The sequence below is a fragment of the Idiomarina sp. MD25a genome, assembly GCF_001870515.1.
Taxonomy (GTDB): Bacteria; Pseudomonadota; Gammaproteobacteria; order Enterobacterales; family Alteromonadaceae; genus Idiomarina.
Genome location: NZ_MDGT01000003.1, coordinates 978448 through 1001115, shown reverse-complemented (window position 1 = coordinate 1001115; position 22668 = coordinate 978448). Strand labels below are relative to the sequence as shown.

22 protein-coding genes and 5 tRNA genes are annotated in these 22668 nt (G+C 48.0%); 26 read left to right on the top strand and 1 reads right to left on the bottom strand.

Translation table 11 applies throughout. The annotated features are described in order from the left end of the window. Positions 1–53 precede the first annotated feature (53 nt). The 7 genes from BFR57_RS08715 (at position 54) to BFR57_RS08685 (ending at position 2740) form a co-directional block, all read left to right on the top strand. Positions 54–1427 carry an aspartate ammonia-lyase gene (locus BFR57_RS08715; protein ID WP_071463584.1) on the top strand — a complete coding sequence of 458 codons (1374 nt, stop codon included), beginning with the start codon at positions 54–56 and terminating at the stop codon, positions 1425–1427. A gap of 11 nt (positions 1428–1438) precedes the next feature. Next, a complete protein-coding gene (locus tag BFR57_RS08710) occupies positions 1439–2101 on the top strand; it encodes an SDR family oxidoreductase (protein WP_071463583.1) in 663 nt (220 codons plus the stop codon). Positions 2102–2264: 163 nt separating this feature from the next. Further along, positions 2265–2341: transfer RNA gene (locus tag BFR57_RS08705), tRNA-Met, on the top strand. 13 nt (positions 2342–2354) lie between these two features. Further along, positions 2355–2439, top strand: a tRNA-Leu gene (locus tag BFR57_RS08700). 22 nt (positions 2440–2461) lie between these two features. Next, positions 2462–2536 (top strand) — tRNA-Gln (locus tag BFR57_RS08695). A 30-nt stretch (positions 2537–2566) separates the two neighbouring features. Then, a tRNA-Gln gene (locus BFR57_RS08690) sits at positions 2567–2641 on the top strand. A gap of 12 nt (positions 2642–2653) precedes the next feature. Further along, positions 2654–2740: transfer RNA gene (locus BFR57_RS08685), tRNA-Leu, on the top strand. Between the two features lie 78 nt (positions 2741–2818). On the opposite strand, the gene BFR57_RS08680 is transcribed toward BFR57_RS08685, so the two are convergent. Then, positions 2819–3910 carry an FAD-dependent monooxygenase gene (locus BFR57_RS08680; protein ID WP_171903953.1) on the bottom strand — a complete coding sequence of 364 codons (1092 nt, stop codon included), beginning with the start codon at positions 3908–3910 and terminating at the stop codon, positions 2819–2821. 115 nt (positions 3911–4025) lie between these two features. Here BFR57_RS08680 and BFR57_RS08675 point away from each other — a divergent pair, with 115 nt between their 5' ends. From BFR57_RS08675 to ybeD, 19 genes are all read left to right on the top strand, one after another. After that, positions 4026–4895 (top strand): EamA family transporter, encoded by an 870-nt coding sequence (locus tag BFR57_RS08675; protein WP_006955169.1) that lies wholly within the window; start codon positions 4026–4028, stop codon positions 4893–4895. Positions 4896–4983: 88 nt separating this feature from the next. Further along, positions 4984–6414, top strand: coding sequence for a tRNA (N6-isopentenyl adenosine(37)-C2)-methylthiotransferase MiaB (miaB, locus tag BFR57_RS08670; RefSeq protein WP_071463581.1), 1431 nt, complete (start codon positions 4984–4986; stop codon positions 6412–6414). Positions 6415–6437: 23 nt separating this feature from the next. Beyond that, positions 6438–7445, top strand: a complete 1008-nt coding sequence (locus BFR57_RS08665; protein WP_071463580.1) for a PhoH family protein — start codon at positions 6438–6440, stop codon at positions 7443–7445. Next, positions 7429–7899: an rRNA maturation RNase YbeY gene (gene ybeY / locus BFR57_RS08660; RefSeq protein WP_071463579.1), complete on the top strand. Its 471-nt coding sequence runs from the start codon at positions 7429–7431 to the stop codon at positions 7897–7899. The genes BFR57_RS08665 and ybeY overlap by 17 nt, the downstream gene beginning before the upstream one ends. Before the next feature lie 18 nt (positions 7900–7917). Then, positions 7918–8802 (top strand): CNNM family magnesium/cobalt transport protein CorC, encoded by an 885-nt coding sequence (gene corC, locus BFR57_RS08655; protein WP_071463578.1) that lies wholly within the window; start codon positions 7918–7920, stop codon positions 8800–8802. Beyond that, positions 8802–10379, top strand: coding sequence for an apolipoprotein N-acyltransferase (gene lnt, locus BFR57_RS08650; protein ID WP_071463577.1), 1578 nt, complete (start codon positions 8802–8804; stop codon positions 10377–10379). The genes corC and lnt overlap by 1 nt, the downstream gene beginning before the upstream one ends. Positions 10380–10411: 32 nt before the next feature. Then, positions 10412–10609: a hypothetical protein gene (locus tag BFR57_RS08645; RefSeq protein ID WP_006955175.1), complete on the top strand. Its 198-nt coding sequence runs from the start codon at positions 10412–10414 to the stop codon at positions 10607–10609. 59 nt (positions 10610–10668) lie between these two features. After that, a complete protein-coding gene (leuS, locus tag BFR57_RS08640) occupies positions 10669–13248 on the top strand; it encodes a leucine--tRNA ligase (RefSeq protein ID WP_071463576.1) in 2580 nt (859 codons plus the stop codon). A gap of 34 nt (positions 13249–13282) precedes the next feature. Further along, positions 13283–13753, top strand: a complete 471-nt coding sequence (gene lptE / locus BFR57_RS08635; protein ID WP_253183619.1) for an LPS assembly lipoprotein LptE — start codon at positions 13283–13285, stop codon at positions 13751–13753. A gap of 2 nt (positions 13754–13755) precedes the next feature. Next, positions 13756–14841, top strand: coding sequence for a DNA polymerase III subunit delta (gene holA / locus BFR57_RS08630; protein WP_071463575.1), 1086 nt, complete (start codon positions 13756–13758; stop codon positions 14839–14841). Continuing rightward, positions 14810–15445: a nicotinate-nucleotide adenylyltransferase gene (gene nadD / locus BFR57_RS08625; protein WP_071463574.1), complete on the top strand. Its 636-nt coding sequence runs from the start codon at positions 14810–14812 to the stop codon at positions 15443–15445. The genes holA and nadD overlap by 32 nt, the downstream gene beginning before the upstream one ends. 66 nt (positions 15446–15511) lie before the next feature. Further along, entirely contained in the window at positions 15512–15832 is a 321-nt protein-coding gene (rsfS, locus tag BFR57_RS08620; RefSeq protein ID WP_071463573.1) for a ribosome silencing factor, read from the top strand. Continuing rightward, positions 15833–16303 (top strand): 23S rRNA (pseudouridine(1915)-N(3))-methyltransferase RlmH, encoded by a 471-nt coding sequence (gene rlmH / locus BFR57_RS08615; RefSeq protein WP_071463572.1) that lies wholly within the window; start codon positions 15833–15835, stop codon positions 16301–16303. Between the two features lie 23 nt (positions 16304–16326). Then, positions 16327–18219 (top strand): penicillin-binding protein 2, encoded by a 1893-nt coding sequence (gene mrdA, locus BFR57_RS08610; RefSeq protein ID WP_071463571.1) that lies wholly within the window; start codon positions 16327–16329, stop codon positions 18217–18219. Continuing rightward, positions 18206–19330, top strand: a complete 1125-nt coding sequence (rodA, locus tag BFR57_RS08605) for a rod shape-determining protein RodA (protein ID WP_071463570.1) — start codon at positions 18206–18208, stop codon at positions 19328–19330. Before mrdA ends, rodA begins: the two co-directional genes overlap by 14 nt. Positions 19331–19348: 18 nt before the next feature. After that, positions 19349–20353, top strand: a complete 1005-nt coding sequence (gene mltB, locus BFR57_RS08600; RefSeq protein WP_083405095.1) for a lytic murein transglycosylase B — start codon at positions 19349–19351, stop codon at positions 20351–20353. Next, on the top strand, positions 20334–21155 hold the full coding sequence (locus BFR57_RS08595) for a septal ring lytic transglycosylase RlpA family protein (RefSeq protein WP_253183618.1): 822 nt from the start codon (positions 20334–20336) through the stop codon (positions 21153–21155). Before mltB ends, BFR57_RS08595 begins: the two co-directional genes overlap by 20 nt. Positions 21156–21192: 37 nt before the next feature. Further along, positions 21193–22359 carry a D-alanyl-D-alanine carboxypeptidase family protein gene (locus BFR57_RS08590; protein ID WP_071463569.1) on the top strand — a complete coding sequence of 389 codons (1167 nt, stop codon included), beginning with the start codon at positions 21193–21195 and terminating at the stop codon, positions 22357–22359. A 9-nt stretch (positions 22360–22368) separates the two neighbouring features. Further along, positions 22369–22635 carry a DUF493 family protein YbeD gene (gene ybeD / locus BFR57_RS08585; RefSeq protein ID WP_071463568.1) on the top strand — a complete coding sequence of 89 codons (267 nt, stop codon included), beginning with the start codon at positions 22369–22371 and terminating at the stop codon, positions 22633–22635. Positions 22636–22668 lie beyond the last annotated feature (33 nt).

Below are 22668 nucleotides of genomic sequence, written 5' to 3'. Positions count from 1 at the left end.
TGTAAGCTCGTATTTCAAATTAACCAAATTCTTTGGCTTAGGAGCAACAGGTTATGAGTCACGAGACAAGGACTGAATCAGATAGCATGGGACAAATTGAGGTCCCTAAAAGCGCCCTCTATGGTGCTCAAACACAACGTGCGGTTAATAATTTCCCCATCAGTGGACTCACACTCCCAACCGAACTCATCAAAGCCATCGCTCGCATTAAATGGTCCGCCGCGGCGGCTAACCAGCAGTGTGCTGACCTCGACGAAGAAAAAGCCACCGCCATTCAGGCGGCTGCACAACAAATTATCGATGGTCAGCACACCGATCAGTTCCCAATTGATGTCTTTCAGACAGGGTCAGGAACAAGCTCGAATATGAATGTGAACGAGGTCATTGCTCATATTGCACAACAGCAAGGCGTCGATGTTCATCCGAATGATGATGTCAATCGTAGCCAATCGAGCAACGATACGATTCCAACAGCGATTCAAATCGCAAGCGTAATGGCGGTCGAACAAAAACTGCAGCCAGCGCTCAAGCACTTGATTGACACCATCAGAAAAAAAGCGGTTGAATTACGTGATGTGGTAAAAACTGGTCGCACCCACTTAATGGATGCGATGCCATTGACCATGGCTCAGGAGTTGAATGCGTGGGCTGGTCAGCTCGAATTAACAGCCCAGCAGTTACCGCAGTTGTGTGAACACTCGCAAGTACTGCCCCAAGGTGGGACAGCAATTGGTACTGGCATTAACGCACCTGAGCAGTTCGCCGATTTATTTGCGCGTTCACTCAGCGAGCAAACGGGGATTGCTTTCAAAGCATCGCGTAATCCCTTTACTGGCATAGCGGGGCAAGAACTCAATGTGCAGTTGCATGGGCAACTGAATACCCTCGCAACCACGCTACTAAAAATAAGTAATGATTTACGCTGGATGAACAGTGGACCTTTAGCTGGTTTAGGCGAAATCCAACTGACTCCCTTACAACCAGGCAGCAGCATTATGCCCGGAAAAGTTAACCCGGTAATACCTGAGGCAGTCGCTATGGTGGCGGCACAGGTCAATGGTCACCACACCACCATCACAACTGCTGCACAACAAGGTAATTTCCAACTCAATGTCATGTTACCGGTTATCGGATACAACTTAATGCAGTCACTTGGTCTGCTCACGCAGAGCTGCCAAGTACTAGCTGATAAAGCGGTGGCAGGATTCGAGGTAAACCACGATAATCTCGAAAAGGCATTAGCCAAAAACCCTATCTTAGTGACCGCGTTAAATCCAGTGATCGGTTATAGCAAAGCAGCCGACATTGCCAAACGCGCGTATAAAGAGAAGCGTCCTATCATCGACGTCGCTGAAGAAATGACCGACATGGATCGTGAACAGCTCGCTCAATTACTTGACCCGAAAAGTTTAACACAATCTGACTGAAGGATTTTATTATGTCGAATGTCATCATTACCGGTGCCAATCGTGGCATCGGTTTTGAGTTAGCAAAGCAATACTCAGAAGCAGGCTATTCGGTCACCGCTGTGTGCCGCAATAACTCAAAACAACTGACCGAACTCGATGTCGACATCATTGAGGGGATTGATGTCACTAAAACCGCCGATCTCATGCGTATGAAAGAAAGTCTTGGTGATACCCGCGTCGACATATTGATTAATAATGCCGGGCTACTCAACCATGATGAGCTCGGCGAGCTCGATTCACGTATGTTGCGAGCGCAGTATGAAGTTAACGCCATCGCGCCGCTAAGAGTTACCGAATCACTGCTCGACAACCTTGAGAGCGGTAGTAAAGTCGCTCTAATTACCAGTCGTATGGGCTCCATTAGCGATAATGGCTCCGGCAGCCGCTATGGTTATCGAATGTCAAAAGCAGCGCTCAATGCCGCAGGTAAGTCTTTAGCGCTTGATCTTAAAGATAAAGCAATAGCCGTCGTATTATTACACCCAGGCTATGTGCAAACTGAAATGGTCGGGGGCCGCGGTGATATTTCGCCAGCAACAGCGGCTGAACGACTCATGCAACGTATTGATGAGCTTACGATAGAAACCTCAGGCAGTTTCTTCCACAGTAATGGTGACGAACTACCATGGTAAATAGGTGTTTTTGTGGCTCTTCCGTTCAGTTTTCAATCGAATCAGTGTTTTTTTAACCAATCAAACCAAATTAAGTGATTTTTTCTTAAAAAGAGGTTGACGGTAAGCCAAGCGATTTGCATAATACGCGCCGCACTCACAGAGAGGCGCAACACAAAGATTAGGCTACGTAGCTCAGCTGGTTAGAGCACAGCACTCATAATGCTGGGGTCGCAGGTTCGAATCCCGCCGTAGCCACCAATCTTAAAAATGTGCGGACGTGGTGGAATTGGTAGACACGCTGGATTTAGGTTCCAGTGCCTCACGGCGTGAGAGTTCAAGTCTCTCCGTCCGCACCAACTCTCTGAACCAACACTATGTTGGGGCATAGCCAAGCGGTAAGGCAGCGGGTTTTGATCCCGCGATTCCCAGGTTCGATCCCTGGTGCCCCAGCCAACGCGTTGCTTGAGTTCGTCCATATGTTGTTGGGGCATAGCCAAGTGGTAAGGCAGCGGGTTTTGATCCCGCGATTCCCAGGTTCGAATCCTGGTGCCCCAGCCAACATGACCACTTGCGGTGGTGGCGGAATTGGTAGACGCGCTAGCTTCAGGTGCTAGTGTCCGCAAGGACGTGAGGGTTCAAGTCCCTCCCTCCGCACCAAGTTGTTAGGACACTCGGCATAAAAAACCACCTTTACGGTGGCTTTTTTGTTTCTGGCCCCTGATATTCTCTAAGCTATTAAGTTAATCCCATCGCTTGCTTAATGATTGCCTGCTTAATTACGCCCTTTTGTGCCAGCTTCAAACTTGCGGCAACCATGCCCTGTTTCAGCGGATTAGCATCTTCAAAATGCCAGTGAATCATATCCATTGCACGCATCATTTGCGCATTAGCTCTTCGACGCTGACGTTGATAGCGCTGCGTATCACCTTGTTGTTCAATAAAACAGCGAATATCAGCAAAACCTAAGTTGACGCCCTGCCCCGCCAACGGATGAATACTGTGGGCTGCATCGCCCATGAGTACTACGGGCCCTACGCAATAACGTAATGCATGTTTTCGCTGTAATGGAAATTGCCCCGATGCATAGGCATCAAAAGCGCCAATGAAAGGCTCAAATAGCGGCTTCAGATCGGTCGGCTGATGCGTATTGCTCGGTCGATAATTAATTAAACAGGCTTCATTACGACCTAGCGGGAGTAATGCAAACGGTCCGCCAGGCTTAAATATTTCCCACGTTGCTGAGGGTATAGGCTGCTCGGTTATCACATTGACCAATTCACACGTTTGCCCATAGTCCCAACCGCGATAGCCAATACCGGCGGCGCGCGCAATTTGCGAGTGAGCGCCATCACAACCAAGTAAGCCAGTAAACTGGACCGACGCACCGCCCACAAGAGTCGCCTTGCGGTTGGCTAAATCGATTTCAGCAATGGCATCGTTAGCCTGTATCTGTGCAGTTTCACAACGTGTTAAACAACACCATAACGCCCGTTGTAACGCATTATTTTCAACCATCACGCCCAGTTGATCGCGATTCACATCGTTCGCGTTAAAGTCAGCGCGAGTGCCGTTTATTGACGATACCGACAGCGTGGTATACGGCCGTACCCGGTCATTATCAATGCAGTCTGCGACACCCAACTGAGATAGCCAACGCCAGTGATGATCATTAACTGAAGAAATGCGTATGTCCCAGCGTTCTGCTTTTTTCGGCACTTCAGCGTTATCTACAAGTAACACGCGGTAGCCCTGTTGAGCCAACGCTAGGCCTGCCGCTGCACCGACCATTCCAGCGCCGTTAATTAAATAATCTACGGAGATTGTCACCGCTGTAACTCCTGTAGCTAGCATTGATTGTTTCGATTGCCGCTATTTTTAACATAAAAGCGCGCCGTTTTCCGTTACTATATGCATTATTGGATTATCAACTTGCGCTAGCTCAATGCATTCAAACGCCGTATCAACCCGAAATGTCGTCATCGCGTCTTGCTTCATTCTCTCAGCAGAAGCAAGTTTTGCTGGTGTGAGCGCATTAGTGAAGCACTTGAGCGACGACCAATCATTTGCGCAACTGGTGTTTTTTCGTAACGTCATGGCCTTTATCGTGTTACTACCGTGGCTCTTACGTAAAGGTCCAAGTGCACTCAGAACGGAAAAATTGGGTCTACACCTTTTACGCGGCACCGCCGGTGTCGCTGCCATGTATCTGTTCTTTTTTGCGATAGCCACAATCCCACTCGCCCAAGCAACACTAGTACTGTTGCTGTCGCCCTTTTTAATTCCCATTATTGGTCGAGTTTGGCTAAAAGAATATGTCGCGCGGCAAACTTGGTTAGCTATATTATTAGGCTTTGTCGGTGTGTTCATTTTCTTAAGCCCCTGGCAAGCGAGTATATCGCCCATCGTCGGGGTTGCGTTTATCGCAGCGGTTTTTGCTGCATTCACTAAAACCGTGATTAGAAAAATGTCGGTCACTGAATCGACCAGTAAGATTGTCTTTTATTTTTCTACCTATGCCACCATTGCCAGCGCTATCCCCTTAATTTGGTTATGGCAGCCCATGCCTTACGAAGACTGGCTGGGCGTTATTGCCATGGGCTCGCTTGCGGTCTACGGGCAACTCGCAATGACTAAAGCATTTTCTATCGCTCCGCCTGCAAAAGTGGGTGTCTTCACGTATACTTCTGTGATGTTTGCGGCCTTACTCGGCTATCTATTCTTCGACGAAGTGGTCGCTTGGCATATGTTTTGGGGCGCTATCATCATTATTATTGCTGGCTACTTCGCAATACGCACTCGCCGTAAAAGTTAACACGGTATGGTTGGCTTTTACCCAATATAACAGGTAAAATACGCGCCCAATTTGAAGTTTCCAAATTCCAGCAATTGATTGAGTCACCATGAGCAAAAAGTTATACGTAAAAACCTGGGGTTGTCAGATGAACGAGTACGATTCGACCAAGATGGCCGATCTACTCAACTCGACACACGGCTATGAATTGACCGAAGAAGCCGAACAGGCTGACCTTATCCTGCTAAACACGTGCTCGATCCGTGAAAAAGCTCAAGAGAAGGTGTTTCATCAGCTCGGACGCTGGAAGCATTTAAAACAAGCCAACCCCGACTTGTTAATTGGTGTGGGCGGTTGTGTCGCATCGCAAGAAGGTGACGCGATTCGCGCCCGTGCGCCGTTCGTTGATATTGTGTTTGGTCCACAAACCTTGCACCGCTTACCCGAAATGGTAAAGCAGGTCGGTTCAGACCACCAACCCATGATCGACATCTCATTCCCAGAAATCGAGAAGTTTGATCGCCTACCCGATCCAAAAGCCGAGGGCGCGAGTGCCTTTGTTTCGATCATGGAAGGTTGTTCAAAGTATTGCTCATTTTGCGTCGTGCCTTACACGCGTGGTGAAGAGGTCAGCCGCCCTGTCGATGACGTGATCTATGAAATCGCACAGCTAGCGGAGCAAGGCGTGCGTGAGGTCAACCTACTCGGTCAAAATGTTAACGCGTATCGTGGCGAGCATTTTGATGGTTCTATATGCCGCTTCGCCGAGTTATTGCATCTTGTCGCTGCCATTGATGGTATTGATCGTATTCGTTACACCACCTCGCATCCGGTCGAATTTACGGACGATATTATCGAGGCTTACACGACAATTCCTGAACTGGTCAGTCATTTACACTTACCGGTACAGAGTGGTTCGGACCGCGTGTTAACGATGATGAAACGTGGCCATACCGCGTTAGAGTACAAATCAAAAATTCGCGCCCTAAAGAAAGCGCGTCCTGATATTGCGATGTCATCGGACTTTATTATTGGTTTCCCCGGCGAAACCGATGCAGATTTCCAAGCGACGATGGATCTTATTCAAGCGATTGACTTTGATATGAGCTTCAGTTTTATCTACAGTGCGCGTCCTGGTACGCCTGCTGCGGATATACCTGACGACGTCACTGAAGCGACTAAGAAACAACGTTTACAGTTGCTTCAACAACGACTCAACCAGCAATCAATGGCGCATGCACGCCGGATGTTGGATACTGAACAACGTATTCTAGTGACTGGGCCATCGAAAAAGAATCCAATGGAATTAACCGGCCGTACCGAAAATAACCGGGTTGTAAATTTCGTTGGGCAACCCCATATGATTGGTAAGTTTGTCGATGTCAAAATCACCGAAGTATTACCTAACTCACTGAGAGGTGAGTTAATTCGTGAAGAAGCCGATATGGGCCTTCGGATTGACACCGCGCCAGAAACGATTCTGCAACGCAACAAGGCGGAAGAACCCGATCCATTAGGTGTTGCTCGAGTCGTACCTTAGTACTAGCAAAGAAGAGGATTCGATTGAATCAACGTACCGAAACTATTGAATTTGAACTAGAGCCGACGGATTTACGTCGGCTCTCTAATCTCTGTGGTCCATTTGACGAGAACCTTAAACACATCGAGCGCCGCTTGGGTGTGGAAATTACCCACCGCGGTCATCATTTTCGTTTAATTGGGCACGCGCACACCGTTGCTGCAGTTCAGAATATTCTGCGCGACCTCTATGTCGAGACTGCCACCGTCAAAGGCCAAGATGGTCATGTCGAACCGCAGCAGGTTCATTTGGCTATTCAGCAAGCCAAAGTACTTGAGCAAGACGACACGGATCCGGCGGCAGAGAAAATGACGCATATCAAGACCAAACGAGGTCTTATCAAGCCACGCAACCATAACCAAGCGGGCTATGTGCGCTCGATTCTCGCACACGACGTTAATTTTGGTATTGGGCCGGCAGGTACCGGTAAAACCTATCTTGCTGTTGCCTGCGCCGTTGACGCGCTCGAACGCCAAGAGATCCGTCGTATTTTGCTGACACGGCCAGCGGTAGAAGCCGGTGAAAAACTGGGCTTTCTACCAGGGGATTTAGCCCAAAAGGTCGATCCTTATTTACGTCCTTTATACGATGCTCTATTTGAAATGCTTGGCTTTGAGAAAGTCGAAAAGCTGATTGAACGTAATGTGATTGAGGTCGCACCTTTAGCATACATGCGTGGGCGCACACTCAATGATGCCTTTATTATCCTCGATGAAAGCCAAAACACGACGATGGAACAAATGAAGATGTTCCTCACCCGTATTGGCTTTAATTCTAAGGCGGTAATCACCGGTGATATTACCCAAATCGACTTACCGCGGGGACAACGGTCTGGTTTACGCCACGCGATTGAAGTGCTCAGTAAAGTGCCCGATATCAGTTTTACCTTCTTCCAAGCTGGCGATGTTGTTCGTCACCCGGTGGTACAACGTATTGTGCAAGCGTACGAGGACTTTGATACAGGACAAGAGCACCGTGAACGTTCAAGCTGATTATCAAGTTGCCTGCGAGACAACGAATGAGCTCCCTCAACAAGCGGATATCGAGCGTTGGGTAGCGACTGCGTTGACACTCGCTGGCTATGACAATACTGAAGCCGAATTAACGGTTCGCGTCGTTGACCCAGCTGAGGGACGCAGTCTGAATCACGAATTTCGTGGTAAGGATTATGCGACCAACGTCTTGTCTTTTCCGTTTGAAGCGCCTATCGAAATGCCAATTCCCCTACTCGGTGACTTGGTAATCTGCGCACAGGTAGTAGAGCGTGAGGCGGATGAGCAGCAGAAACCGCTCATGCATCACTGGACGCATATGGTGATACACGGTACTCTGCACCTCTTAGGGTACGATCACATAGAAGATGCTGAAGCCGAGCACATGGAACGCATTGAGAAAGATGCACTGGCACGGCTCGATATTCCTGATCCTTACCAAATTAATCATTAACACGGAGCAACACTCTGAATGAGCGACGACAATCCCCACTCAGCCAGCGGCTCTTCGCAGAAATCTTGGGCAGCTAAACTGTTACAGGTATTCGCTGGAGAGCCGAAAAGCCGAGAAGAACTTGTCGATTTAATTCAGGACGCCGAAGAGCGCGACCTGATCGATAACGATACGAAGGAAATGATAGAAGGCGTGCTTGATGTCGCTGAACTCAAAGTACGTGACATTATGATTCCTCGCTCGCAGATGGTGACTATCGATATCCATCAAGGCGTCGAGGAGTTTCTGCCTATCGTGATCGAATCACAGCACAGTCGTTACCCCGTCGTTACCGACAACAAAGACCATGTCGAAGGGATTCTACTGGCAAAAGACTTACTCAGTTACGGCTTTAACTTTACCGACGAAAGTTTCTCGTTGTCCGAGGTGATGCGACCTGCGGTCATCGTTCCTGAGAGCAAGCGCGTGGATGTGCTGCTCAAAGAGTTTCGGTCAAACCGCTACCATATGGCGATTGTCGTCGATGAATATGGCGGTGTATCAGGTCTTGTTACTATCGAAGATATTTTGGAAGAAATTGTCGGTGAGATCGAAGACGAAACCGACCACAATGATGATGATAAAGCCGATATAAAACGTTTGAGTGCATCAAAATATTCAGTCAAAGCATTGACTACGATTGAAGATTTTAACGATCATTTCAATAGTGACTTCGCAGACGATGAAATTGATACCGTTGGCGGCTTAGTGGCCCATGGCTTTGGTCACCTCCCCCAGCCTGGCGAAGAAATTAACTTAGACGGCTTTACGTTTAAGGTAACCAGTGCTGATAAGCGTCGAATCCAGCAGCTTCAAGTCACGCCTCCTGCGCCGACTCAAAATACTGAGGAATCTCAGGGGTGATGCAAAGATTGCGTGATGCGCTCTACACTAATGGGTGGCTAAGACACATCGTGTTAATGCTACTCGGCGCATCACTCACCTTCGCTTATTCGCCTTTCACACTCTCTTTCCTGCCGCTCGTGGTGCTACCTTGCGTGGTATTAATCATTAATCCACTCAATCCCAAGCAAGCCTTTAGAGCAGGATTTTTCTTTGGCTTAGGCTGGCTCGGTGCCGGTCTTAGCTGGATATTAGTAAGTATTGATACCTATGGTGGAATGCCGCTAATTGCAGATATTGCTGTTTTAGCGCTCCTCATCATCTACTTATCATTATTCCCAGCGCTTGCCTTTTATGGCTGGCGTAAACTGAGTCATAAAACACCCTATGCGTACTTTAGTTTGGTGTTGTTTTGGTTTGTTTGCGAATGGCTAAGAGGTTGGCTGTTTACTGGGTTCCCATGGCTACAGCTGGGTTATACACAAACCGATGCATGGCTGGGCGGTTTAGCCTCTAGCATTGGCCAACAAGGCATTACCGCCGTACTGTGGTTTATTGCATTGTCTATTGGTGCAGCGTTAAAAGGCTCATTGCAGAACCGTATATACACCGCGCTGTTATTGCTGATATTTTTAACCGCCAGTTACCTATTACCTCAGCTACAGCCATTGCATCGTACCGGTGACACAACCTCAGTTATGCTGGTGCAAGGCAATATTTCTCAAAGCCTTAAGTGGCAAGCCGATCAGCAATGGCCCAACATGTTACGCTACCTCGATCTCACGCGTCCTAATTATCAGCATGATATTATTGTCTGGCCGGAGTCAGCCATCACGGCACTTGAGCCCTACGCCGATGACGTATTGAGCACCATCGATCAATCAGCGGCAATGAACGGAGCCGCCCTCATATCGGGTATTATTGATTATCAAATCACCCGTGACGAATTCTATAACACTATGATCGTGTTAGGTGATGAATCAGGGATGGATGGGTTTGATACGCCTTACCAATACGGCAGTAGCAATCGTTATCAAAAACATCACCTTTTACCTATCGGGGAATTTGTGCCGTTTGAAGACCTCCTTCGCCCTGTCGCCCCGCTATTTAACTTACCGATGTCATCGTTTCAACGCGGTGAGTATACGCAACCGAACTTGCTAGCCAACGGCCACCGCTTAGCGGCGGCGATTTGCTACGAAATTGTGTTTTCCGATCAGGTTCGCGCAAATGTGAACAACAACACCGACTATCTGATCACTGTCAGCAATGACACGTGGTTTGGTGACTCCCATGGTCCTTGGCAGCATATGCAAATCGCCCGTATGCGTGCAATGGAACTCGGTCGGCCACTCATCCGTTCGACCAATAACGGCGTCAGTGGCATGGCTGATGAATTCGGTCGTATTATTGCTATCGCGCCGCAATTTAAAGCAACCACGGTGTCCGCGGAGCTTCCTGTGGTACGTGGTACAACGTGGTTTCAGCGTTTAGGTAACTGGCCTGCGTGCCTGCTCGCTGGATTATCATTGCTACCTTTAATCAGGCTATTTAATCGCGCTGACCGTGGTCAGTCGCAGGAAAAATCAGTACAATAATCGTGTTAATTGGGTAAATAGGAAAAGTAGTCATGGAAAACATTCTCGATGCCATTCTCTTTGCAGTTCTGGTTGCCTCTGGTGGACTCGGCCTCACCAGCTTAGCAATGTTCTTTTTAGCAACGCCAACAGATGATACTGAAGTTCGCCAACGCCAACGTTTTGAATTTACATTCTTCGGCGTAGCTGGTTTAGTCATCATGTTTGTAATGTGGTACGCCATTAGCTAATTCGAAGGCGGCTGTGCCGCCTCACTATGCAGTAACCAATATCGGATATAAAACGACCTATGCAAGAACAATATAACCCGTCCGCGATAGAACAAGCCATTCAGCAACGTTGGCAAGAAAATAAAGTGTTTGAAGTCACCGAACAGCCAGAGAAAGAAAAATTCTACTGTCTGTCGATGTTCCCATACCCAAGTGGCAAGCTCCATATGGGTCATGTGCGTAACTATACGCTGGGTGATGTGGTTTCTCGCTATCAACGCATGCAAGGCAAGAATGTTCTTCAGCCGATGGGTTGGGATGCATTTGGTCTACCGGCAGAAAACGCCGCTATTCAAAACAACACCGCGCCAGCCAAGTGGACTTACCAAAATATCGAGTATATGCGTGAGCAACTTAAGCGCTTAGGTTTTGGCTATGATTGGCAACGCGAAGTCGCCACTTGCTCACCCGAGTACTACCGTTGGGAGCAATGGTTCTTTACGAAGTTATATGAAAAAGGCTTGGTTTATAAAAAGAATGCTACCGTTAACTGGGATCCCGTTGACCAAACCGTGTTAGCTAACGAACAAGTGATCGATGGGCGCGGTTGGCGCAGCGGTGCTAAAGTTGAACAAAAAGAAATTCCACAGTGGTTTATTAAAATTACTGATTATGCGGATGAGTTGCTTGACGATTTAGACCAACTGGATGGTTGGCCTGAACAAGTTAAGGCGATGCAGCGTAACTGGATTGGTCGTTCTGAAGGCTTAGAGATTGAATTTAAAGTAGCTAACAGCGATCAGTCACTGAGTGTCTACACCACTCGCCCTGACACGATTTATGGTGTTACTTACATGGGGTTAGCCGCACAACATCCGCTCGCGCGTGAAGCTGCAAAAAATAATCCTAAACTTGCCGACTTTATCGAGCAATGTAAAAACAGCAAAGTGGCTGAAGCAGATATCGCTACGATGGAAAAACTCGGTATGGATACGGGGATCCGAGCGGTTCACCCAATGACCGGCGAAGAGATTCCCGTGTGGGTCGCTAACTTTGTTTTAATGGATTACGGTTCAGGTGCCGTTATGGCAGTACCAGGTCACGATCAGCGTGATTGGGAATTCGCGACCAAGTATGAACTGCCTATCGTTCCAGTTATCGAGCCGTTTAGTGGCGAAGGTGATATTAAAGCCGCGGCGATTACCGAAAAAGGTAAAGTGATTAACTCGGATGACTACAACGGTATGTCGTCACAGCAAGCCTTCGACGCGATTGCTGATTTACTGGAGCAACGTGGCGTGGGACAGCGTAGTGTGAATTACCGATTGCGCGACTGGGGCGTTTCTCGTCAACGGTACTGGGGGACACCTATCCCAATGCTGAATCTTGCCGATGGCGAATCAGTGCCTGTGCCAGAAGACCAACTACCGGTCCGCTTGCCAGAAGACGTCACCATGGACGGCGTTACATCGCCGATTAAAGCCGACCCTGAGTGGCGTAAAACTGAGTATCAAGGTCAGCCTGCAGAACATGAAACCGATACTTTCGACACCTTTATGGAGTCGTCATGGTATTACGCGCGCTATTGCAGCGCGCAGACCGATGACGCTATGCTCGATCCAGAAAAGGCCAACTACTGGCTTCCAGTGGATCAGTATATCGGCGGTATTGAGCACGCCATTTTGCACCTGTTGTATGCACGTTTCTTCCACAAATTGCTACGTGACACGGGTCTCGTTGAATCGGATGAGCCGTTTAAGCGTTTGCTTTGCCAAGGTATGGTGCTCGCTGATAGCTTCTATCGCGAAGACGACAAAGGCGGTAAACAATGGATTTCTCCACTCGACGTTGAGCTTGATAAGGACGAAAAAGGAGCGGTAACCTCGGCCCGTCACAAAAACGATGGCCAACCTGTCGAGATTGCGGGCATGAGCAAGATGTCGAAGTCGAAAAATAATGGGATCGACCCGCAAACCATGGTTGAGCGTTACGGCGCCGATACGGTTCGTTTATTTATGATGTTTGCCGCGCCACCTGAAATGACCTTGGAGTGGTCGGATTCAGGTGTCGAAGGTGCTCAACGTTTCTTGCGTCGTGTATGGAAATTAACCTATGACTTCATCGAGGCGGGGGGCTATCATCAGAATGATGTTGAGCTCAACAAAGATCAGAAGGCACTGCGCCGCGAGCTTCACAAGACCATAGCCAAAGTGAGTGATGACATGGGTCGTCGCCAACACTTTAACACCGCAATTGCGGCAATCATGGAGCTACTTAATCACCTACAAAAGGCGCCTGTTGAGACTGAGGCCGACCGTGTCGTGATGGGTGAAGCGATTGATGCCATGATTCGTATGCTAGCACCAATTACGCCGCATATTTGCGAGCATTTATGGGAGCAACTCGGTCATCAAGATAGTCTAATTTTTGCAGACTGGCCTAACGTAGATGACAGTGCGCTGGTCGAAGACGAAAAACTCATTGTGGTACAGGTCAATGGTAAAGTACGTGCCAAACTGACCGTCGCTGCCAACGCAAGCGAAGAAGAAGTGCAGTCACTCGTGCTTGCTGATGAGTCAGTGCAAAAATACACGGATGGCAAAACTATCCGCAAGAAGATCTATGTGCCTGGCAAAATCTTTAATATCGTGGTGAGCTAAAATGAATCCGATGCAAAGGATCACTGCCCTACTATTGAGCCTGCTTTTTTTGAGCGGGCTCAACGGTTGTAGTTTCCAGTTGAGAGATAGTTATCAATTGCCGACTAACCTACAAGCCGTGCGCCTCGATAGTATCGATTCATTAGAGCTCGAAGCCAGTCTAACGCAGCGACTACTCACCGCGGGTATTCAGGTAGTCGATGCCAGTACAAGCGCGTCGACCACCATCATCCGTGTGCTATCGGATCAACTCGAACGACGCACACTATCGTTGTTTGAAAGTGGTCAGGTGGCTGAATATGAACTGATATATCAAATTAATTATCAGGTCATCCGTGAAGGTAAAACCGAGTATGATGGACAAGTCGAGGTCGCACGTGACTACCAAGACGACCCCAACTTTGCGCTTGCCAAAACACGAGAACGTGAGCTATTAGTGTCAGAAATGCGGGATGAGGCGACTCGTCGCTTAGTACGTCAACTGATCTCAGAATTCTCGGACTAATCATGCAAGCCATTTTTCCTGAACAGCTCGCAAGCAGTTTGCAACAACGCATTCCGCCTGTCATTTTGCTGTTTGGGGACGAGCTTCTGTTGCAGCACGATTGCGACGAAATAATCCGTCATACGCTCAATCAACACTTATCAAGTGCTCCCGAGTACCAACGTTGGCGTGCCGATGCGGAGTTTGATTGGGGTCAACTGTCCCAGCAGCAACAATCAATGAGCCTATTTGGTAGCTTCACAGTACTCGATATCGAATTGCCCGAAGCTAAGCCAGGTAAACCGGGTTCAGATGCGCTAGTCGACTACGTTAAACAACCGAATCCTGACCAGTTGCTCATTTTAAAAGGCCCTCGGCTCAAAAAAGAACAGCTCAATAGTCGCTGGTTTAAAGCGCTCGCGGCAGCAGCATTGCAAGTTAAAATTTTCACCCCCAAACGTAGTCAGTTACCACGTTTTATTATGCAACGCGCACAGCGCCATCAGCTGCAGTTGTCACAGAAAGCGGCTGAACTGCTAAGTAACTGGTTTGAAGGCAATCTCTTTGCACTCGAACAAGAGTTTATCAAATGGTCACTACTACCTAATCCTCCGCAAATAGACGAAGAGCAAATCTATGAGCGTGTCGCAGATAGTAGTCAATTTGATGTGTTCGGATTGCAAGACAGCATTGCTGCACAAGATTTGAGTCAGGCTATTCACCGTTTGGAACGGTTACTTGATAACGATATTGAGCTTAATATCCTTAACTGGATGTTACAGCGCGAAGTGCAGGTTATCAGCCAATTGCATGTCAATGCGCAGCATGGATTAGACCACCAAGCCGTATTTAAACAATTTGCGGTGTGGAGCTCGCAACAGTCTGCCTACTCAGCGCGTGCTAGCGCGCACAGTGATAATTCCATCAAACAAATGATTGCGTTGGCAGAGCGCATTGAGCGTGCGATAAAAGGAGACCGCGACGAGCCGCTTGATGTTCTGCTTTATCATCTCGTTGTGTTATTGTCCTCGCCCCAATTACCAGCGTCCATCAGTCAACAATTAGGTGTATTTAGTCATGCTGAGAGCGATTTTTGGCGGCACTTTTGATCCCATTCATCGAGGTCATTTAACGGCTGCAGCCGATCTAATCAAAGAGCTCGGTTACGTCACCATTCATTTAATGCCTAATGCAGTTCCACCTCATCGATCACAACCGCAAGCCAATGGTCAGCACCGTCTCGCCATGATCGAATGTGCCATTGAACAGCATCCACACATGCGTGCCGAACCGTTTGAGCTCAATCAACAGGGTCCCTCCTATACTGCTAAAACGTTACGGGCAATGCAAAAGCTGTATCCTGACGATACCCTTGCATTCGTTATGGGCATGGATTCATTACTTAGCTTTGACCAATGGTTCGAATGGCAATCCATCCTTGCAACAGCTCATTTAATTGTATTACCACGACCCGGCTATTCGCTTGCTGAGGCCAACTCAACCATTAACCAATTACTTAGTGAGCGAAGAGTGACCTGTACGACTGAACTCAATCGCTATGCACATGGTCGTATTTATATTGCCAATACGACGCTCACTGATGTGTCATCAACAGCGGTGCGAGATGCGCTGGCGTCAGGTTCAGATACTGAGATCAGTGCTGCGGTCATGGCCTATATTCAGCGTCATCAGTTGTATTCAAGCCCATTGTGATGCTGTTTATAGCGCGATAATCTGGTACACTCTAACTTTTGTCAAAGTCGATGGGAGTAATAGAACTTGCAAGTTGAACAACTGCGCGAATTTGTCATTGATAAAGTCGATGATCTAAAAGGACGAGACATCCAAGTCCTTGATGTGCATGGTAAAACAGATGTTGCCGATTATATGATTATTTGTTCGGGCAACTCTAAGACACATGTTAAGAGTATTGCTGAGTATGTTGCCACTCAAGCAAAGCACGCTGGTATTCCACCATTGGGTGTCGAAGGTGGTGAACAAAGCGAGTGGGTACTGGTCGATTTAGGTGACGTGGTTCTACATGTAATGCAGGAATCTATGCGCGATTTCTACCAGCTTGAGAAGCTCTGGAGCCAGTAAGTGCAAATTCAAATGCTCGCCGTTGGCAATAAAATGCCAGCTTGGGTTAGCAGCGGCTTTGAAGAATATCAAAAGCGATTTCCCCGGGACATGAGTCTCGATCTCGTAGAGATTACACCTCAAAAACGGGGAAAAAAAGCTGAGCTGGGAAAGATTAAAAACCAAGAAGGTGAAGCCTTATTGGCAGCGGTGCCAAAAGGTAACCGCATTGTGACACTCGAAGTGCATGGTCGACCCTGGACAACACCACAATTAGCCAAACAAATGGCTGGTTGGCAAATGGATGGACGCAATGTATCGTTATTGATCGGTGGGCCAGAAGGACTGTCAGATGCGTGTTTAGCAGCGGCTGAACAGCGCTGGTCTCTCTCTCCTTTGACGCTGCCCCATCCCATTGTCCGCGTGATTGTTGCAGAAAGTTTATATCGTGCCTGGAGCCTTAATAATAACCATCCGTATCATCGGGAATAACAATAAGAAGGTAGTGAAGCTAAATGCGCACCCGCACGCCAATCAGAGACCATGATGCTGAGTCTAGTCTATTTGCTGGACGCGTGATCTTTGCGATTGTCGTCATTATCGGTTTTTTCACGGTGATTCTTGGTAACCTCTACCACCTTCAAGTAGACGAATACAACGACTTACAAACGCGCTCGAATGATAATCGCATTAAATTAGTGCCCATCGCGCCCAATCGCGGCTTGATTTACGACCGCAATGGCACATTACTGGCTGAAAACCTGCCTGTATACAGCTTGGAAGTGATTCCTGAGGAAGTCACGAACCTCAACCAACAGGTCACCGACATCGCTCAGCTGCTGGATATCGAGCCCGAGGCTATCGAAGATTTTGAACGTAATGTCAAAACTCAACGCCGCTTTAATCACGTGACCGTGCTCGATGAAATGAATGAGCAGCAAATAGCGCGTTTTGCGGCTAAACAACACAAATTTCCAGGTTTTTCTATTGAAGCCAGGTTGGTTCGCCACTATCCCTTCAACGACCTATTAACACACGTGGTGGGTTATGTAGCCAAGATTAATCGCCGCGACGTGCAGCGTCTTGACGAGCAAGGACGCCTTCCCAATTATGCGGCGAGTCGTACTATCGGTAAATTGGGTATTGAAAAATACTACGAAGAACAACTCCACGGTGAGGTGGGTTACCGCAGTGTAGAAGTAAATAACCGCGGGCGCGTGGTACGTACCCTAAATACTGAGCCACCGAAACCCGGTTCAGATATCGTGCTTGAACTTGATATCGAACTACAACGCAAAGCGACTGAAATCTTGGGTGAAAATCGCGGTTCCATTATCTTAATGGACGCCAAAACAGGCGGCATTCTTGCCATGGCAAGTACGCCAAGTTACAACCCCAATTGGTTTGTTAGCGGCATCTCAGTCGATCGCTATCGTTCATTACTGAATTCCCGACACAGTCCTTTGCTGAATCGTGCAACCCAGGGCGGCTATCCGCCCGCCTCTACTATAAAGCCACAGCTCGGATTATTAGGCCTACAATCGGGTGAAATTACACCAACGACCCGTATTTGGGATCCAGGCTGGTTCGAAATCAAAGGCGTCGATCGTCGTTATCGTGATTGGCTTGCCTGGGGTCATGGCTGGGTCAATGTCAGTAAGGCGATTACCGAGAGCTGCGATACGTTCTACTACGATTTAGCACTGAAACTCGGGGTGGATAAGATTTCTGACTTCATGCATCAATTTGGTTTTGGCGAAAAAACCGGTATCGATATTGCAGAAGAGATCCCTGCCATTATGCCTAACAGCGGCTGGAAACGCGCTCGTTATGGCGAACCGTGGTACGCCGGTGAAACGCTCTCAGTTGGCATCGGTCAGAGTTACTGGACTGCGACACCAATGCAACTGGTTGCCGCAACAGGCGTGATGGCTAACTACGGTGAATTTGTGGTACCTCGGTTACTTAAAGGTTACGGCACGCTATCTGAACTGGACGCTGTCGAACCCGAATATAAACCACCCGTTGCAGTCGATAAACCAAGCTATTGGCAGGTCGTGCACGACGCGATGGTGTCCGTTACATCCGATGTACACGGCACCGCTCATTCGGCGTTCCGCAAAGCGCCCTATTCCTCTGCAGGGAAAACCGGCACAGCGCAGGTCGTCAACTTAGGCGAAGATGAAGAATATGTTGCCGAAGAAGTCGCGGAAAAATATCGCGATAATGCAATGTATGTCGGTTATGCGCCAGCCGAGTCGCCCGAGGTCGTCATCGCTGTCGCCATTGAAAACGTGGTCGGTGGCGGCGGAAGTATCGCTGCACCGGCGGCACGCAGACTGCTAGATACTTGGCATAAACGCTATCATCCAGAGCAATATGAGGAGGTCGAGAATGCTAACGACTGAAGAACGTCAGCGCCACCCGTTGCTCAAAAAGCTACACTTGGATGGTCCGTTATTGCTAGGCTTACTGACCCTCTGCATTGCCAGCCTGTTTATTGTCTACTCAGCCAGTGGGCAAAACATGGATATGGTGATTCGACAAGCGATTCGCATCGGTGCCGCGCTAGCGACTCTATTTGTGGTAGCTCAGCTTCCGCCGCGATTCTACGAGCGTATCTCGCCGCTAATTTACGGATTAGGCGTGTTGCTACTGATCGCCGTATTACTCATTGGCGAAGTGGGCAAAGGTGCTCAGCGTTGGCTTGATCTGGGGCCAGTAACGATTCAGCCCTCCGAAATCATGAAATTAGCGATGCCGCTGATGATTGCATGGTTTATCAATCAACGCGCATTACCGCCACGTTTTCTACGTATTCTTGCAGCGCTCACTCTAGTTTTGCTACCGACGCTATTAATTGCAAAGCAACCTGACCTGGGTACCTCATTACTGGTTGCTAGCGCAGGACTTTTTGTCATCTTTTTTGCTGGCCTCAGTTGGCGTCTTATCGTATTTGCTGTAATGCTGGTGCTGGCCTTCCTGCCCGTGCTATGGATTTATCTAATGCACGATTATCAACGTCAGCGGGTACTCACTTTTTTAAATCCAGAACTCGATCCACTTGGCTCTGGTTACCATATTATACAGTCGAAAATAGCCATTGGCTCAGGCGGTATCGACGGTAAGGGTTGGCTGCAAGGCACTCAATCACAACTCGAGTTTTTGCCTGAACGTCACACCGATTTTATCTTCTCAGTCATTAGCGAAGAATTTGGCCTGATTGGTGTCACACTGCTACTGGCGCTATATACCTTCATTATTATTCGCGGCTTAATCATTGCTTTACGCACTCAAGATATGTTCGGTAAGTTACTCGCCGCCTCGCTCACGCTGACCTTTTTTGTATATGTTTTTGTAAATATTGGTATGGTCTCTGGATTACTTCCAGTTGTCGGGGTACCGTTACCTCTAATTAGTTACGGAGGCACATCGATGGTGACTTTGATGGCAGGCTTTGGAATTATTATGTCGGCCGCAACCCATCATCGCCTCATTATCCGAGACGGTTATCAATAATAATAACTAAGGTGCAGTATGATTAAATCAGCGATAATGACCTCAGCCCTTCTTTGGACAGCTTTCAGCGCGCCGTTAGCTAATGCACAAACTCAGTCAACCGATGCCGAAGCACAGCAACGTATCGATACGTTTATTAGCCAGCAAAGCAAAGAGCTAGGTATTGAGCAGCAACAACTTAAACAATGGTTAGCGCAAGCTAAAGTTAATGAAGATGTTTTAGCCGCGATTCAAAGACCTTGGGAAGCTAAACCTTGGTATCAGTATTATCCGATCTTCCTCACTGATAAACGCCGCGCAGCAGGTGTTCGTTTTTGGCAAGCTCATCAGGATGAGCTGGAGCGTGCAGCACAACAATTTGGTGTTCCCGAACGTATTATTGTTGCGATTATCGGTATCGAGACCTTTTATGGTGAATACCTAGGAAAATACTCAGTATTGGATACCCTATATACCCTTGGCTTTTACTATCCACCACGGAGTTCATTCTTCTCATCGGAGCTCGCTGAGTATTTTAGTCTCGCAGCGGAACAAGGTTGGGATATTACCCAGCCAGTCGGCTCTTATGCTGGCGCTATGGGCTATGGTCAGTTTATTTCATCGAGTTACCGTCATTATGCGGTCGACTTCGATGGCGATGGCAAGCGCGACTTAATTAACAACACCACTGACGCCATTGGTAGCGTGGCAAATTATTTTGCCGAGCATCGCTGGCAAGCGGGTGCACCAGTCGCCTACCAACCCAAACAAGATCAAGATTGGGCGGCAGTTGCCTCTAAAGGCATGAAACCCGATACCACGATTGCTCAGTTGCGCGGTCAAGGCTATCAAATTGATAAACAATACGCGGGCGACCTTGCGGTTAAAGTACTCGCTTTTGAAACCGAAAATGGTCAAGAGTATTGGCTGGGGTTTGACAATTTTTATAGCATCACGCGCTACAACCACAGCCCACTCTACGCAATGGTGGCCTATCAACTGAGCGAACAAATTGCATCGGCCTATGAAAACAGTGATGACTAAAACGACCTGTAGTTTAGGTGCCTTACTCACCAGCTTAACGATGTTGTTACTCGGCTGCACTTCGCAGCCCTCAGGCCGCTATCAGCAAGCACATGATAGCGCGCCGACTCGCATGCCGACTGCAGCTGAGTTGCAAAGCGCGACCCCGATTCAAGAACCGTTAAGCAGGCAAGGTAATCAAGACTATCAAGTTAACGGTATTTTTTACGATGTAATGGACACGGCCAAAGGGTATTCAGAGCGTGGTATTGCATCATGGTACGGCAATAAATTTCATGGTCACCTGACCTCAAACGGCGAATATTATGACATGTATAGTATGACCGCTGCGCATACCCGCTTGCCGCTGCCCACGTACGTGCGCGTCACCAATTTAGATAATCAAAAGCAAGTGATTGTGCGGGTGAATGACCGTGGTCCGTTTCACTCTGAGCGCTTGATTGACTTATCTTTTGCTGCCGCCTACAAGTTGGACATGATCGGTAACGGTACGGCCCCCGTCAAAGTCGAGGCGATAGAGTTTTTATCACCTGCCGTTGAACATCGCTATTATGTGCAGCTATTCGCCAGTGAAGATGCCGAGAAAATCGCGTCATTGCGTGAACAATTGCCCGAAAGTTGGCAATCTCATGCAACTACTCAGTCAAAAGAGAGTCTACATAAGTTACTTTTAGGGCCCCTGCCTCAAGTTGAAGCCAATAAATGGCTGCAGCAGGTGAGAACGGAAGGTTTTCCTAACGCATTTAGAGTTAAAATTACCGCGAATACTGCGGAAGCAACTGACTCGAACCGTCAAAATTGATATAATCCACATTACAAAAGATGTTAAAGCGATAACCATGAAGATAGCTAAAAAGATGATAAAACCACTCGTTACACTCGTTGCTGTGTTTTCCTTTGGTGTTGCAAGTGCTCAGTCGCTTGTGCCAAACCCACCCCAGGTCAATGCTAAAGCGTACATTCTTATTGACCATAAAACAGGTAAAGTACTTGCTGAGGGGAACGCCGATGAGAGCTTGCCGCCTGCAAGTCTGACTAAGATGATGACGAGCTATATTATCGGCAAGGAAATCCAGGCCGGTCGTATTAACAATTCAGACATGGTCACCATCAGCGAGAACGCATGGGCGAAGAACTTTCCTGAATCATCAAAGATGTTCATTGAGGTGGGTACCGAAGTCAGCGTATCAGACCTCAATCACGGCATCATCATTTCATCGGGTAACGATGCCTGTGTTGCGATGGCAGAATACATTGCCGGCAGCGAGGGTGCTTTTGCTGACTTGATGAACACTTATGCCCAAGAAATCGGCATGACTCATAGTCATTTTGCCAACAGTCATGGTCTGCCCGATCCAGAACAATATGTATCGGCACGCGATATGAGTAAGTTGGCCAGTGCGTTAATTAATGAGACGCCAGAAGAGTATGAAATATACGCGCAAAAGTCTTATACTTATAACAACATTAAGCAATATAACCGTAATGCCCTGCTGTGGGACCGAAGCATGAATGTCGATGGCATTAAAACCGGTCACACCAGTGAAGCAGGTTATAGTTTGGTCACCTCAGCGGTTGAGGGCGATACACGACTTATTTCAGTGGTTATCGGCACGAGCAGCGAACAAGCGCGTAAGATTGAAAGCAAAAAATTGCTTAACTACGGCTTCCGTTACTATGAAACCGTCACTGCTTATGAGGCGGGTGAGAGCTTCGTATCTCAGCGCATCTGGGGGGGTGATAAAGATCAAGTTGAGTTAGGTATTAGTGAAGATGTGGTTATCACATTACCGCGTGGCCAACGCGATAAATTGAAAGCTAATTTTGAACTCAATCAAGAGTTAGAAGCGCCATTGCAGAAAGGCGAGCATGTCGGCACCGTTTACCTTCAGCTTGAGGGCGAAGATGTCGCATCGTTCCCGCTCGTTACTTTACAAAGTGTCGAGGAAGGCGGTTTCTTCAAACAAGCAATGGACTATATTAAACGTAAGTTCTCTGAGGAATAAGCAATCAATATGCAAAAAACACGTTTTGATCAGCTAGTCGACTTTCCATGTCACTTTACTTTTAAAGTGATGGGCGTAGCCACTGCTACGCTTCCTGATCAAGTCGTTGAAGTATTACAGCAGCACGCACCGGGGGACTATAGTCCTTCGGTGAAGCCGAGTAGTAAAGGTAATTACCATTCTGTGTCGGTGTCTGTTCGTGTCGAGAGCCAAGAACATATCGAAACCCTCTATCGTTCGCTCGCCGACATCGATGATGTCCGCTATGTGCTATAACTGCTCGTAATAACGCAACGCTAGCCGCCACAA